This window comes from Acidithiobacillus sp. AC3 (genome assembly GCF_050261095.1).
Lineage (GTDB): Bacteria > Pseudomonadota > Gammaproteobacteria > Acidithiobacillales > Acidithiobacillaceae > Igneacidithiobacillus > Igneacidithiobacillus copahuensis.
In genome coordinates, this window is the sequence record NZ_CP189838.1 from 1,167,267 (window position 1) to 1,180,621 (window position 13,355).

15 protein-coding genes are annotated in these 13,355 nt (G+C 57.5%); 9 read left to right on the plus strand and 6 right to left on the minus strand.

The window, feature by feature from the left end; translation table 11 throughout:
* Nucleotides 1-11 precede the first annotated feature (11 nt).
* On the plus strand, nucleotides 12-1,010 hold the full coding sequence (locus ACQAYK_RS05965) for a lysylphosphatidylglycerol synthase transmembrane domain-containing protein (RefSeq protein ID WP_226827156.1): 999 nt from the start codon (nucleotides 12-14) through the stop codon (nucleotides 1,008-1,010).
* A 3-nt stretch (nucleotides 1,011-1,013) separates the two neighbouring features.
* Here ACQAYK_RS05965 and gad read toward each other — a convergent pair whose 3' ends face one another.
* Complete coding sequence (gene gad, locus ACQAYK_RS05970; RefSeq protein WP_215871442.1) at nucleotides 1,014-2,387, minus strand: glutamate decarboxylase; 1,374 nt, start codon at nucleotides 2,385-2,387, stop codon at nucleotides 1,014-1,016.
* Nucleotides 2,388-2,523: 136 nt separating this feature from the next.
* Between gad and ACQAYK_RS05975 the strand changes: the two genes are divergently transcribed.
* Genes ACQAYK_RS05975 through ACQAYK_RS05990 form a run of 4 tightly spaced genes read left to right on the plus strand, consistent with a single transcriptional unit; the run spans nucleotide 2,524 to nucleotide 5,444 of the window.
* Nucleotides 2,524-2,904 (plus strand): hypothetical protein, encoded by a 381-nt coding sequence (locus tag ACQAYK_RS05975; RefSeq protein ID WP_215871441.1) that lies wholly within the window; start codon nucleotides 2,524-2,526, stop codon nucleotides 2,902-2,904.
* Nucleotides 2,905-2,916: 12 nt separating this feature from the next.
* Nucleotides 2,917-3,885, plus strand: a complete 969-nt coding sequence (locus ACQAYK_RS05980; RefSeq protein WP_215871440.1) for a heavy metal-binding domain-containing protein — start codon at nucleotides 2,917-2,919, stop codon at nucleotides 3,883-3,885.
* Nucleotides 3,882-4,700: a heavy metal-binding domain-containing protein gene (locus ACQAYK_RS05985; protein WP_215871439.1), complete on the plus strand. Its 819-nt coding sequence runs from the start codon at nucleotides 3,882-3,884 to the stop codon at nucleotides 4,698-4,700. The genes ACQAYK_RS05980 and ACQAYK_RS05985 overlap by 4 nt, the downstream gene beginning before the upstream one ends.
* 18 nt (nucleotides 4,701-4,718) lie before the next feature.
* On the plus strand, nucleotides 4,719-5,444 hold the full coding sequence (locus ACQAYK_RS05990; protein WP_215871438.1) for a PspA/IM30 family protein: 726 nt from the start codon (nucleotides 4,719-4,721) through the stop codon (nucleotides 5,442-5,444).
* Here ACQAYK_RS05990 and ACQAYK_RS05995 read toward each other — a convergent pair.
* The 3 genes from ACQAYK_RS05995 to ACQAYK_RS06005 are packed head-to-tail and all read right to left on the minus strand — an operon-like array spanning nucleotide 5,395 to nucleotide 7,287.
* Nucleotides 5,395-6,162 (minus strand): HvfC/BufC family peptide modification chaperone, encoded by a 768-nt coding sequence (locus tag ACQAYK_RS05995; protein ID WP_483168017.1) that lies wholly within the window; start codon nucleotides 6,160-6,162, stop codon nucleotides 5,395-5,397. The genes ACQAYK_RS05990 and ACQAYK_RS05995 overlap by 50 nt on opposite strands.
* Nucleotides 6,140-6,952, minus strand: coding sequence for an MbnB/TglH/ChrH family RiPP precursor modification enzyme (locus tag ACQAYK_RS06000; protein ID WP_215871436.1), 813 nt, complete (start codon nucleotides 6,950-6,952; stop codon nucleotides 6,140-6,142). The genes ACQAYK_RS05995 and ACQAYK_RS06000 overlap by 23 nt, the downstream gene beginning before the upstream one ends.
* Before the next feature lie 14 nt (nucleotides 6,953-6,966).
* On the minus strand, nucleotides 6,967-7,287 hold the full coding sequence (locus ACQAYK_RS06005) for a hypothetical protein (RefSeq protein WP_215871435.1): 321 nt from the start codon (nucleotides 7,285-7,287) through the stop codon (nucleotides 6,967-6,969).
* A 142-nt stretch (nucleotides 7,288-7,429) separates the two neighbouring features.
* On the opposite strand from ACQAYK_RS06005, the gene ACQAYK_RS06010 reads away from it, so the two are divergent.
* Nucleotides 7,430-7,945 (plus strand): transposase, encoded by a 516-nt coding sequence (locus tag ACQAYK_RS06010; protein WP_483168024.1) that lies wholly within the window; start codon nucleotides 7,430-7,432, stop codon nucleotides 7,943-7,945.
* A 293-nt stretch (nucleotides 7,946-8,238) separates the two neighbouring features.
* On the opposite strand, the gene ACQAYK_RS06015 is transcribed toward ACQAYK_RS06010, so the two are convergent.
* Complete coding sequence (locus ACQAYK_RS06015) at nucleotides 8,239-9,129, minus strand: LysR family transcriptional regulator (RefSeq protein ID WP_215871222.1); 891 nt, start codon at nucleotides 9,127-9,129, stop codon at nucleotides 8,239-8,241.
* A gap of 97 nt (nucleotides 9,130-9,226) precedes the next feature.
* On the opposite strand from ACQAYK_RS06015, the gene ACQAYK_RS06020 reads away from it, so the two are divergent.
* The 3 genes from ACQAYK_RS06020 to ppk2 all read left to right on the plus strand — a co-directional run bounded on the left by ACQAYK_RS06020 (nucleotide 9,227) and on the right by ppk2 (nucleotide 11,996).
* Nucleotides 9,227-10,093 (plus strand): pirin family protein, encoded by an 867-nt coding sequence (locus tag ACQAYK_RS06020; RefSeq protein ID WP_215885786.1) that lies wholly within the window; start codon nucleotides 9,227-9,229, stop codon nucleotides 10,091-10,093.
* A gap of 31 nt (nucleotides 10,094-10,124) precedes the next feature.
* Nucleotides 10,125-10,754, plus strand: a complete 630-nt coding sequence (ycaC, locus tag ACQAYK_RS06025) for an isochorismate family cysteine hydrolase YcaC (protein WP_215871254.1) — start codon at nucleotides 10,125-10,127, stop codon at nucleotides 10,752-10,754.
* A gap of 480 nt (nucleotides 10,755-11,234) precedes the next feature.
* Nucleotides 11,235-11,996 (plus strand): polyphosphate kinase 2, encoded by a 762-nt coding sequence (gene ppk2, locus ACQAYK_RS06030; protein ID WP_226827159.1) that lies wholly within the window; start codon nucleotides 11,235-11,237, stop codon nucleotides 11,994-11,996.
* Between the two features lie 5 nt (nucleotides 11,997-12,001).
* Here the strand turns inward: ppk2 and ACQAYK_RS06035 are convergent, their stop codons facing one another.
* Nucleotides 12,002-13,354, minus strand: a complete 1,353-nt coding sequence (locus ACQAYK_RS06035) for a sigma-54 interaction domain-containing protein (protein ID WP_215871253.1) — start codon at nucleotides 13,352-13,354, stop codon at nucleotides 12,002-12,004.
* Nucleotide 13,355: the final 1 nt, after the last annotated feature.

Below are 13,355 nucleotides of genomic sequence, written 5' to 3' on the forward strand. Positions count from 1 at the left end.
GCCCTTAGCCAATGCCTGTTGAACCACAATCTCGTCCGATGAAGGCAGAAAAACATCGCAAGATTCCCTGGAGCCTGCTGCTGCAGATCGTTGTCACCATTTCAATCTTTGTCTGGCTCTTTCACAAGACCGATTGGACTGCCCTCACGCAACGCTTTCTGCAGATTCGTATTCCCTGGTTTTTGCTGGCCATGTTTGCCTATGCGGTAAATCTTTCGGCGTCTTCCCTGCGTTGGGGGGTCATCCTGCGCGCGGCCAAAAAGCACGCCCCGGCAGCCTGGCTGCTGCGCCTGAACTGGGTAGGTGCGTATTTCAATCAGGTGTTGCCCGGTTCGGTATCCGGAGATGTGCTACGGGCCTGGTATACCCGACCACAAACGGGTTCCACGACTCTGGCTCTCGCCGCGGTATTTGCCGATCGTTTCATTGGTATGGGGGCCTTGGTCGGCATTGCACTGCTGGGGTACTTGTTCGCTGGGCACGCATTACATCTATTGCCCGGCATGGGTGAGACTGTCGCGATCCTGAGTGCCGGCTATGCCGTAATCATTACCTTGATTCTCAGTCCGGGGCTCGGCTTTCTCGAACATCGTATCGGCAAATTGGGGCACAAACTGCACGATATTCGCGCAGGAATGGGAATGCTCTTGCGTAATCCCAGCGCTTTATTATCCACCTTGTTGCTGTCGATTTTTGTGCAACTTTGCTCCATTTTCATGTTCTGGGCCTTGGCACATTCCTTGGGAGAGCATCCCGACGCCGTAGCATTCTGGGTCGTCTGGCCGGTGGTCAGCCTATTTTTGGCGTTACCCATATCCCTCGCCGGATGGGGCCTGCGGGAGGGGCTCTTGGTGCTCTACATGGGGTCCCTGCAGATGGGCCACGATCAAGCCCTCGCCCTGTCCCTGCTGGCAGGGACGACGGTATTGCTGACCAGCTTACCCGGCGCCTGGCTATGGCTGGGCATTGGTCGCCACCCGCTGGCGAAAGGCGAGCCTCTGCCCCGATAACGGTCAGTGATGAAAGGACTCTTTTCCCGGCTCTTTGGGGTGACTGGGGGGATCCTTTTCCAGATCGTCGACAGCAGCGCGCAGATCGCGCAAGAGGATTTCGCCCATGTCACGAGAGAAACCCTCGCGTAAAACGATGCGCAACACCGCGAGCTGTTCGGCGTCCTTGGGCAGGGTATAGGCAGGTACTTGCCAGCCCTGCATCTTCAATCGATCGGAAACGTCGTACACAGAATAGCGTTGGCTATCGCGTAAGCGAAAGGCAAAAACCGGGATACTTTCGCCCGTGCTCAATAGAGCAAATGGGCCGATTTTGGCGATTTCGCCACTGAGCCATAGCGCAATGTCCTGCAGGTTTTTCATGACCCGAGTGTACCCGGCGCGTCCCAGCCGCAAAAAATTATAATATTGACCCACCACCTGGTTGCCAGGCCGGGAAAAATTCAGGGTGAAGGTGGGCATGTCGCCGCCCAGATAATTGACATGAAAAATCAGATCTTCGGGCAGGTAGACCTTGCCCCGCCAGATCGCCCAGCCGATACCCGGATATACCAGCCCGTATTTGTGTCCAGAGACATTGATGGAAACCACGTTGGGCAGGCGAAAATCCCACTCCAGATCGGGATGCAAAAAGGGCGCGACGAAGCCGCCGCTGGCAGCATCAATGTGTAGAGGTACCTGTAGTCCACGTTTTTTGTTCTCCTTGACCATGGCATCGTGGATACTGCGCACCGGCTCAAATTCGCCAGTAAAGGTGGTCCCCAAAATGGCAACCGCGCCGATGGTATTTTCGTCCATGCGCGCCGTGACTTCCTCGGCACTGATGACATAGCGATCCTCGTGGATAGGGATATAGCGCGGCTCTACATCCCAATAGCGGCAAAATTTTTCCCATACGACCTGCACGTTGCTGCCCAAAATCAGGTTGGGCCGACTGCTGTCCTTGCCCTGCTTGTGTCGCCACTCGCGCCAGCGCCATTTCATTGCCATGCCCGCCAGCATCACCGCTTCGCTGGAGCCAATGGCCGAAACGCCAATAGGCTCCTCCTTGTCTTTGGCGTGAAAGAGATGGGCGATGATCTGCACGCAGCGGCGTTCGATTTCCGCTGTCTGCGGATATTCATCCTTGTCGATCATGTTCTTGTCGAAGGTTTCCGCCATCAGGGTGCGCGCTTCTGGGTCCATCCAGGTAGTGACGAAGGTCGCCAGATTCAGGCGGGCGTTACCGTCCATCATCAGCTCGTCGTGAATGAGCTGGTAGGCGACCTGCGGTTCCAGATCCCCTTCCGGCAGGTACTCCTTCGGAATGGGAGCGTCCATGCGCCGCGCGCCATAGGTGGGGGTCAAAAAGGAATCTTTCGCTTTGCTTTCTGGCATTGACTACTCCTGTGTTTTCCCATGCTGTCCATCAGTCTAGTAGAAATATCTAGTTCGGGAACGCGGACAGCCATAAAGCGAACTACAATCTAATCACGTGGTCTGTAAAGGTAACGCGGTTCTGCGAGGAGATGCGGTGGATATCAGTTTTGATGACAGTGCGGCCTGGATTCGCCGCTCCCAGACGGATATGAAGGCATTTCTGGAGGCTCTGGCCGAGCGGCTGGAGCAGGGTATGCCGGGTTTTGTCGAGGTGGATCGCAAAAAGGATGGGCTCTTCTCCCATCATCAGCATCTCGAGCACCTGGTGGTGCATGCCGGCGAGTTCGATTACCACCTGAATTTCAACGGCACCCATGTCGAAACCCTGCGCGCTCGGGTGGTGCGCAACGTCGTGCTGAAACGCGAGATTCTCCCTTTGGCAGACTGGCTGAAGTCGCTGTTGCAGGACACGGCAGCGATCTCTACGGAAATGCAGGCAGCCAGCCAGACCCTGCACGATTTTTTGCTGCAGTAAAGCGAGGTGCCTATGTCGCTGTGGGACAAGATTCAGAAAGGACTACACGAAGTTACCGAAGACCTGGAAAAGACGGTTGCCAATGTTGCGAGCCAAGTAGGTGCAGTGAATGTGGCTCCCAGTGCGGCGGCGCAGCAGCGTGCCGCAGAGTGGCAGGTGGCCCTGCAACAGCGCCGTTTGCCGAGTTTTGTGCAAGAACGTCTGCGCGCTACGGCAGCCGGACAACGGCCCTGGATCCAGAGCGGGCCGGTCGCTGCCCTGCTGATGGAACGCAGTCACGGTATCCACCCGCTCGGGATGGTGGGGGGCAATTGTTGGTATCACTTCGGTTTTTCCTGGACCCAGGGACATTACGATGGGTGGCACCAGGCCATCGATCGCCTGCGCCTGGAGGCCGTGGCGATGGGCGCCAACGCCGTCCTCAACGTCGATATGCGCGTGCGTCACGGCGATGGCGAAGACATGGATTATGCCCTGATGGGTACCGCAGTGCGTATCCAGGACCTGCCCCCGGCTTGGGAGCCCGCCGTGGCGACAGTGTCGTCGCTGGAGTTCGTGCGCCTGCTGGAAGAGGGGGTAGTGCCGGTAGGCATTGCCATTGGTGCCGAGTATGACTGGTATCAGCCCTGGGGTGGGACGATGCTGGATCAGGCCAACCAGGCGGCACCCTTTGCCGCGCGCTACTGGAACATGGAGATCCCCGATCTCTCGAGCTTTCAGGAAAACGTCCGCCGCCGCGCGCTCTATAACCTGCGCGAAGACGGCCGCAAGCTGGGGGCGGGGGTCCTCGCCCATACCCAGTATTCCCAGGTGTTCCGCGTCAATAACGAACAAGGGGAGGGTTTTCTCTGCCGGCACATTGCCATTGGCACCGCCGTCAGCTACGAGCCTTCCCGCGCGCCGCAGCACGAATTGCTCCCCACGGTTTCCCTGGGTGGCCCGTTGCGTTCTTTCCGTCCTCATCGCAAGGATCTCCTATGACTAAAGAAGTGATTGCTCCCCACGCCGTAGAACGTCTGAAGGGCCTCCGCTCCCAAGGGAGTCACGAGGGCATCTTTACCTCCGACCTCTCTGTGAACGAATTTGTCATGGTACGCAAGGCGGAGTTCGAGCCCCTGGGTCTGGTGGTCGGCTCGTGCATCTATCACATGGGTATTCAGTACGGCAGTTGGAATCAAAACATGGAGATGGATGTACTTTCGCAGGCGATGTATCAGGCCCGTGAGCTGGCCATGAGCCGTATGGAACAGGAAGCCATCATCCTGCAGGCCGACGGCGTGGTGGGCGTGCGCCTGGAAGTGAAGCGTATGGAATGGGACCAGGATATTCTGGAATTTATGGCTATCGGTACGGCGATTGCTCACCGCTCCGGCGTCCCCGGGTTCAAGGGTGTGGGCGGCAAACCGTTTACCAGCGATCTCTCCGGGCAGGACTTCTGGATGTTGCTGGAGGCAGGGTATCGACCGATGGAAATGGTGATGGGTTCCTGCGTGTACCACGTTGCCCACCAGGGCGTGCTGCGGAGTATGGGGAATATCGGGCGCAATACCGAGCTGGAGCAGTTTACTCAAGCCATGTACGACGCCCGCGAACTCGCCATGGAGCGCATGCAACAGGAAGCGGCGGATGCCCAGGCGGATGGCATCACCGGCGTCCAGTTGCATGAAGGAAGCCATAACTGGAAGCCGCACGTCATCGAGTTTTTTGCGGTAGGTACCGCCGTGAAGGCAATGGAGGATGCAGATACGCGGGTGGATGCCCTGCGTCCGCAGCTCGTATTGCCCGTCAACGATTAAATTTGCAGGAGAGCGACTATGTCATTATTCAAGCACGCATCGGAAATCGTGCAGGCGCGCATCAATCATTTTTTGGACAACGCCGAGGATCCGTCGGAGACCTTGGATCTTTCGTACGAAAAGATGATGAGCAATCTGCAGGATACCAAACGTCATCTGGCCGACGTTGCCACCGAAAAGCTCAGTCTGGAGCATCAGATGGCCGATGCCAAAAAGGCTGCGGACCAGGCCGATGCCGATGCCCGCACGGCGTTGCAAGCCAACCGGGAAGACCTCGCCAAGGCGGAGCTCACCCAGAAGCAGGCTGCGTTGGCCAAGCTGCAGTCGCTGCAGGAGGCGCACGACAAAATTGCTGCCCAAGTCGACAAACTGACGGAATTCGAGACCAAACTGCAGGACAGGATCGAGTCCTTTCGTACCCAGAAAGAGGTGATGAAAGGCGAGTTGGCGGCTTCGCAGGCCGAGATCCAAGCGGAAAATTCGCTCTCGGGACTGGGTAAGGGCATGAACGATGCCGGCGAAGCGATGCAGCGGGTACAGGATCGCCTGGGGCAATCGCAGAGCAAGGCCGAGGCAATGGAAGCGCTGATGGACTCGGGCGCCATCGATGATCCCCTCGATCATCGCAGCAAGACCGATAAAGAGATGGCGCAACTACGCGAGCAAAGCGGCGTCGATGATGACTTGGCGCGGCTCAAGGCGGAGATGGCGAAGTCCCAGCCAGCGAAGGATTCGGGTTCGTAACGCAGACAATCCCAGCGGCAGCCCAGGCCTCCAGGAGTTCTCGCGACCAGTCGAAGGGACATTCGTCCGCGGGGAAGGCCAAGGCATGAGCCTCGGATGGAGCGCGCGGAGCGTCGACCAATGCGGCGGCAAGACGCGCCTCCTGCAGCTCCAGTTCGCGGCTGAAAACCTGGCCTTGGCCGTCCCGATGGATCAGCAGATAGCAGTCGCGTTTGGCCGGCTGCTGAGATTCGGCGGTGCTGCAGTGCACGGCAAAGGGATAGTGTTGCAGGCTTGCGCTGGGGGCGAGTTGGACCCATCGATCGGCAAGATTGCTTTCGCCTAATTCTGCCGGATTCTCGGCAATGGCAAGATTGAGGGTGAGCCATTCCCAGTGCAGCAGCGCGGGCAGGAATTCCGGCAGTGTCGGATAGTCGCTCGAATGCTCCAATACGAACTGGCAGAAGGCGCTGGGTACGGCATGAAAGCTGGGGCTGGGGCAGTCGCACCGGGTAAGAAAATCGTTGAGCAGTGTTTCCCAGCATTCGTTTCCGACATGACGCTGGCTCTCGGGAAAGGCATCCTGGAGATTCGCCGCAAAACTCGCGCGAAACATCTCCCGATACAGTGCAAAAATCTCCGGGGACCATCCCTCTGGCACGGGTCCATCCGCCTGGCGCACGCATCTGGATAGGTCACGCAGGCGCTCCGGGTAGCTAGGCAGCGTCGTCGATCTCATGACGTAGGCGCTGCAGTTCGTCGAGAAGGATTTCCAGAGGGGGAATATCATTATCCCACTCCAGCAGGGTAGGGCGCGGACCAAAACGCTGCCATGCTTCTCGCAACAAAGCACTGACTTCGGGGCTTACGCCGCTGTCGTGGGTGTCGATCAACCAACCTTTCGGATGGGCATAGAAGCCCGCGACGTGATAATAGCGGATGCGTTCTGCCGGTAAAGCAGCAAGGAAATCGCCGGCGGAGTAGTGATGGTTTTGGCTGTTGACGAAAAGGTTATTGAGATCGAGCAAGAGCTCGCAGCCACTTTCTTGCAGTACCGCCAGCAGGAAATCGAGCTCACTGCGGTCCGATTCGGGAAAGCAGCCATAGAAAGCGGTATTTTCCAGAACCAGCGGCTGTCCGAGAAAATCTTGCACGCGCCCGATACGCTCGACGGTCCAGCGCAGGCTCTGCTCGTGGAAGGGGATGGGAAGCAGATCGTGGAGATAGCCCTGAGCGTCCTGACAATACGCCAAGTGCTCGCTGTAGACGACCGCACCATGCCCGCGCAAAAAGTCACGCAGCCGCTGGAGGAAAGCTTGATTGAGAGGCTCGGGGCCGGCGATCGACAGTGACAGGCCATGGCAAAAAAGTGACTTGTGCTCCAGTACCCGCTGCAAATCCTTGGCAGGCGGACCCCCAAAATCCAGCCAGTTTTCCGGCGCAATTTCCACGAAGTCGACGGGCAGCGTCGCGCAACGCTCGGCGAATTCCGGCAGGAACTCCCGTCGCAGTCCGAGCCCCCAGGACATCGTCGAGCGGTCTATTACTTTGCCGATTCCATCTTTTTCATCTGTGCTTTGCCGCACTTACCGTCATGGGCGCGAATCTGGGCTTTGCTGGTACAGTGGGATTCCGCCATCTTGCCCATGCTGCGCGAGCAATTTCCCTCTCCCATACTGCGCGAGCAGTTGCCTTCCCCCATCATGCGGGAGCAGTTCCCTTCGCCCCTCTGCGCGCCATTTGGCGACATCTGTGCCTGCCCGTTCATGGGCGCGGCAGTAGTACTGGCGTCGGCCACCAAGGGCAGGCTGCCGAGGCTCAGGGCAAAGAGCGAGGCCAATCCCAGTTTTGCGGATGTATGCACGGTGATCCCTCCAAGTCGATCTGGAGTTCCAATAATCGAAACTCTCTAGGACTCTAGTATATCACAGTTGCGGCGGAAATTTTACTGGACCTGCCACAGTGTCACAAAAGGTTCATATTGATTCGCTATAGTATCGCTACCGATCAGCCAAGGAGAGCAGCATGTCGGAAGTCCGTTGCCGCTTAACTTCAACACAACAGCCTCCGCGAATGCCGGGGCGGTTCAATACCTCGTAGCCGTAGTGGACTGGTTCAGTCGTAAGGTGTTGTCCTGGCGGGTTTCCAACAGTCTTGATGCGGGTTTCTGCGTAGAGGCCCTGAAAGAGGCCATACGCCGCTATGGCACCCCCGAGATCTTCAACACGGATCAGGGTGCTCAGTTCACCGCGGAGTCCTTCCTCTCTGTACTCCGCCAGCACGGCATTCGAATCAGTATGGACGGCAAAGGCCGGGCCCTGGATAACGTCTTTGTCGAATGGCTTTGGCGCACCGTCAAATACGAGCACGTCTACCTACGGCCAGCAGAAACAGGAACCGAGTTGAAAGCTGGCCTCAGGACCTACTTCGACTGGTATAATGCCGAAAGACCGCACTCCTCTCTGGGAGACAGAACACCCGATGTGGTCTATGCAGAAGGTTTACAAAGGCTGGTGGCCTGACCTGCCATGGAAACAGGTTCAGAGCTTAATCACCACAGCAGGCTGTCCAATCCAGGGGGACCACCTCAAACGGTCGAGTTTCCAGACGACAAGCGTATCGCCATCGCGCAGCATATCGAACGCCTTGTGTCATTTTCAGAAGGCGAGCGCACAGAATATCAAGAGTCGACTGCATACGATGTATGTATCGGATGAGATGAGGTCACGATAAGGGAACTGTTTCGCCCATTTCGCGCCTTTATGGACAAATGTTACGTCAATGACTTCTCTGACAAGTGTCTTATGCGAGATTGTTACCCCTTCAACCAGGAATGTAGATCTTCGACCGCAATGTTGATAAACGCCCGCAACCTAGGCGGCATGAAGCGTTGCCGCGGATAAACGATATAAATGGGATCTGCCTTCGCATGCCATTCCGGAAGGACGCGCACCAACCGTCCCTCCGCGCAGGCTTGTCGGCAGAGATACACTGGCAGTAGCGCCAAGCCATTGCCCGCCAGTGCCATGGTGGCAATCAACCCGATATCGTTGGCCAGCACCTGCCCGAGCATGGGTACGGTGAAACTGCTGGCAGCATCGTGGAGCGTCCAGTTCTCCTTGCCTAGCGGGGTGAATTGCAGGCAACTGTGATGCCGCAACGCCTGTGGTGAATCGAGAGGGGCCGCGCTGGAAAGATAGTCCGGGCTAGCAAACGCGGCCCAATGCGCAATGCCGACGTTCTTGGCAACCAGCGTCGAATCCTTCAATGGACCGGTGCGAATTGCTACATCGATCCCTTCGGCTACGAGATCCGCATAGCGGTTCGTCAAGATCAGTTCGATCTGAACCTTGGGCCATTGCATACGCATCTTGCACAAGATAGAGGAAAGAATCTCGTCGCCAACATCAACGGGGGCCGTGACTCGCAACAAACCGCAAGGCTCTGCGGCAGCCTCGGTCACCGCAGCCTCGGCATCGAGTATGTGCAGTAACCCGGCTGACGCGTGATCGAAATAGATCTGGCCGGAATCCGTCAGGTGCAGGCGGCGCGTCGTCCGCTGCAAGAGCGTGACCCCTAAGCGCTTTTCGAGCATGGCGACGCGGTTGCTGACCGTTGAGGTCGGCAAGCCGAGCAGGCGGGCCGCGGCACTGAAGCTGCCCGCTTGTACTACCTTGATGAAAGCAGCGACTTGGTTGAAATCCATTTTTCCAATCCAATAGAAAGTTTTTTTGCATTTAAGCATCTAGTGCGCGAAACGGCTACTTTCTATGATGACGCTATCGACTCATAGGAGAGCAGTCATGAAACAACTGGCATTCATCAAGCGCAGCAACGGCAGCCACTGGGTCGGCGATGGTTTCCCGGTCAAGAGCATCTTTTCCTACATCGACATCGCTGAGGAAATGTCCCCCTTCCTGCTGATGGACTACGCTGGTCCCACGAATTTTCCACCAACCGCGCGCAAGCTCGGTGTCGGCCAACATCCTCATCGTGGTTTTGAGACTGTGACCATCGTCTATGAGGGCGGCGTCTCGCACTATGATTCGTCGGGCGGCGGTGGCACCATCGGCCGCGGTGACGTGCAGTGGATGACCGCCGCCTCTGGCCTGATCCATGAGGAGTACCACAGCCCGGACTTCGCAGCGAAAGGCGGCGCGTTCGAGATGGTGCAACTCTGGGTCAACTTGCCTGCCCGCGACAAGATGGCAGCTCCCGGCTATCAGGGCATCACAAGCGACCAGATCCCCGAAGTCGCGTTGCCGGATAACTCGGGCAAAGTGCGTATCATCGCTGGCGACTACGAGGGTAAGCAAGGCCCGGCGCGCACCTTCACCCCCATGAACGTCTGGGATCTGCGCCTGACCGCCCACCATCGCGTTGCCATCGATCTACCCGAGAATCATACCACCGCGCTATTTGTACTCAGGGGTGCTATTCGCATCGGTGGGGAACACACGGTGCGCACTGCCGAACTGGCGGTGATGGAGCGCACCGGCAGCCAGATGGTCTTTGATGCCGAGGAAGACACCACCTTGCTGCTGCTCAATGGCGCTCCTTTGAACGAACCCATTGTCGGCCACGGTCCCTTCGTGATGAACACTCGGGAAGAAATTGCGCAGGCGATCAACGATTTCAACAGTGGCCGCTTTGGGCAGATCGGACACTGAACCTCACCGCCCACCATCCGAAGGAGAAACCATGAGTAATCCCTACGTCAAACTGGACAAGAACAACGCTGCTGTCCTGCTGGTCGATCACCAGGCCGGCCTGTCCTCTCTGGTCCGCGATATCGATCCCGACAAGTTTCGCAACAATGTGCTGGCTCTAGCGGATCTGGCCAAGTACTTCAATCTGCCGACCGTTCTGACCACCAGCTTCGAGAATGGCCCCAATGGTCCGTTGATGACGGAGTTGAAAGAGACCTTCCCGGATGCGCCATACATCGCCCGGCCCGGCCAGATCAATGCTTGGGACAACGAGGATTTCGTCAAGGCGGTCAAGGCTACCGGCAAGAAGCAACTGATCGTCGCCGGCATCGTCACCGAAGTCTGCGTGGCCTTTCCAACACTGTCGGCGCTTGAAGAGGGCTACGAAGTTTTTGTCGTCACTGACGCCTCTGGCACCTTTAACGAGGTAACCCGGTATTCCGCCTGGGATCGTATGTCGGCCGCTGGTGCGCAGCTGATGACCTGGTTCGGGGTGGCCTGCGAACTGCACCGCGACTGGCGCAACGACGTTGCCGGGCTGGGGGCACTGTTTGCCAACCACATCCCTGATTACCGCAACCTGATCAACAGCTATACCACCACGACACAGGTCAAGGGCTGATTCTCCAGGGAAGAGGATGCATGCATCCCCTTCCCTGGCAGGCGACTAATCTGAGACACAGGATCAAGTCCTAAGGGTCACGTAATCTTGCTTGCCTAGCTCAGGTGATCAGCCGAAAGGTACCTATCCTCACGGACTGGCTCCAAGACATAAGAGGCACAGATCACTGTCTGTGAGGCCTTCGATGGCACGGTGACCTTGCTTTACCTAGGGAAGGCCCTGCCTTATCGCATCCTCAACGAAGGCGAGCCGCCCATCCCCGTCCCGTAGACGACGAGAAGAGCATCCATGCCACCGTCGAGCAAGCCAAGACCATCCAGATCCACCGCAAAACCTATAAACCCGCACCCGACCATCCGTGGAGACGAGGCGCCATTTCTTCACCCTCCGCCGCCGTCTGACACCACGACAGGCATGAGAAAGGGGACATTTCAGTCTGGGAGAAAAGAGGATATTTCAGCTTTGGGTTGACAGGTCGAATTGCTCAAGCTGCAGGCTTGGATCAAAAACACCGGGCAACGCCTGGTTATCGTCTTCGAGGGACGCGATGCCGCCGGTAAAGGCGGGACCATCAAACGTTTCATGGAGCATCTGAATCCGCGCGGTGCTCGCGTGGTGGCCCTGGAAAAGCCCTCGGAAAGAGAAAAGGGGCAGTGGTACTTTCAGCGTTATGTCGAACAGCTCCCCACAGCGGGCGAGATGGTCTTTCTCGACCGCTCCTGGTACAACCGCGCCGGTGTTGAACGGGTTATGGGCTTTTGCAACGAGCAGGAGTATCAGGAATTCATGCGGCAGGCTCCGGAGTTTGAGCGCCACCTAGTCTACAGTGGCATCTATCTGGTGAAGTTCTGGTTTTCCGTCACACGGGAGGAGCAACGTCGCCGTTTTGAAGAGCGTCGTCATCATCCCCTGAAGCAATGGAAACTGTCGCCCATGGATCTGGCCTCCCTGGATCGCTGGGAAGATTATACGCGCGCCAAAGAGACCATGTTCTTTCATACCGATACGGCTTATGCTCCGTGGACTGTGGTCAAGTCCGACGACAAAAAGCGTGCGCGCCTCAACGCCATGCGCCATTTGCTGCACACCGTTCCCTATGAGAACAAAGAGTTGGAGACGATCGGTCGAGTCGATAATCTCATCGTGAGTCGCGCCCATGTGATGTACGGCGAAACTTGTCCTCAGGATCTCAATCCCTTTGTCGCGGACGAAAAGATCGCCGAATCCGGCGATTCAACCTGAATGAACTAGACCTCACTGACGTTGCTGAGTCCCAGTCGGGTCATGCGTCGCCACAGCGTGACCCGGTCGATGCCCAGCTCGCGGGCTACCGCACTCCGGTTGTTGCCGTGCTTTTGCAGCAGGTTGATGAGCAGATCCTTTTCTTCGTCGCCGTTTTGCTCGCTGCCTGCGGCGGTGGAGGAGCGCTTTTGCACCCGCTCGACAAAATCCTGGGGAAGATCCGCCAACTCGATCTCGCTTCCGTTGGCGCAGATACTGGCGTATTCCATGATGTTGCGCAGCTCGCGCACATTGCCGGGCCAGGGATAATCCAGCAAGAGATGTTTGACCTCCGAACCGATCTTGCGTGTCTCCCGACCGCCGAATTTGGCCAGGAAGTAATCCGCCAAATGGATGATATCGGAACGCCTTTCGCGCAAAGGGGGAACATTCACCGGGATCACATTGAGGCGGTAGAACAGGTCGGCGCGAAAGTCGCCCCGCTCGACCGCATCTTTTAGGCCCTGGTTGGTGGCTGCCACCACCCGCACATCGACCTTGCGCGTCTTCATCGAGCCGATCGGCTCAAAGGCCTGTTCCTCCAGCACCTTGAGCAACTTGGCCTGATGCGGCTTGGACAATTCGCTGATTTCATCAAGGAACAGGGTTCCGCCATCCGCTGCGGCGAAGCGTCCAATGCGATCGCCAACGGCACCCGTGTAGGCACCCTTTACCGCCCCGAAAAACTCTGCCTCCCAGAGATTCTCCGGAATGGCGGCACAGTTCACCTCTACCAATGCCTTATGCGCACGCTGACTGGTATCGTGAAGCAGACGCGCAAGCATCCCCTTGCCGGTCCCGGACTCGCCCTGAATCAGGACGCTGGCATCGCTGGGCGCTACCTGCTCGATCAGTTCGATCGCCCGCAACATCTGCGGATCCTTACTGTGGATTCCGGCTCGTGCCTCCCCCGACAAGCTGCGTTCCGCCTGACGTAGGGTGGTGACATCTTCAATGAAAAAGACCCGGTATTTCTGGTCGCGCTGACGCACCATGCGAGTCCGGATGGCCAGGATCCGGGTTTCATTGTCGACGGTAACGACACGATCCCAACTGATGCAATTTTCGGTTGGGCGACTCACGGCATCCTCATGCCCCGCAGAAATTGCCGCGCGCACAATCTCTTTTTGCAGCTGCAGGTTCGGTATGTCGCGTAGCTGTGCCGCGGAGTGGATACCCAGAAAACGGTCGGCCATGGGGTTGTGATACAGAAGTTTACCCTGCGGATCGGCAACCATCATGCCAAAAGTCATGCTCTCCAGAATTTGTGGCATGACGGTGCAGACAATTTCCAGTGCTTTACTATCGAGGTCGGTCATG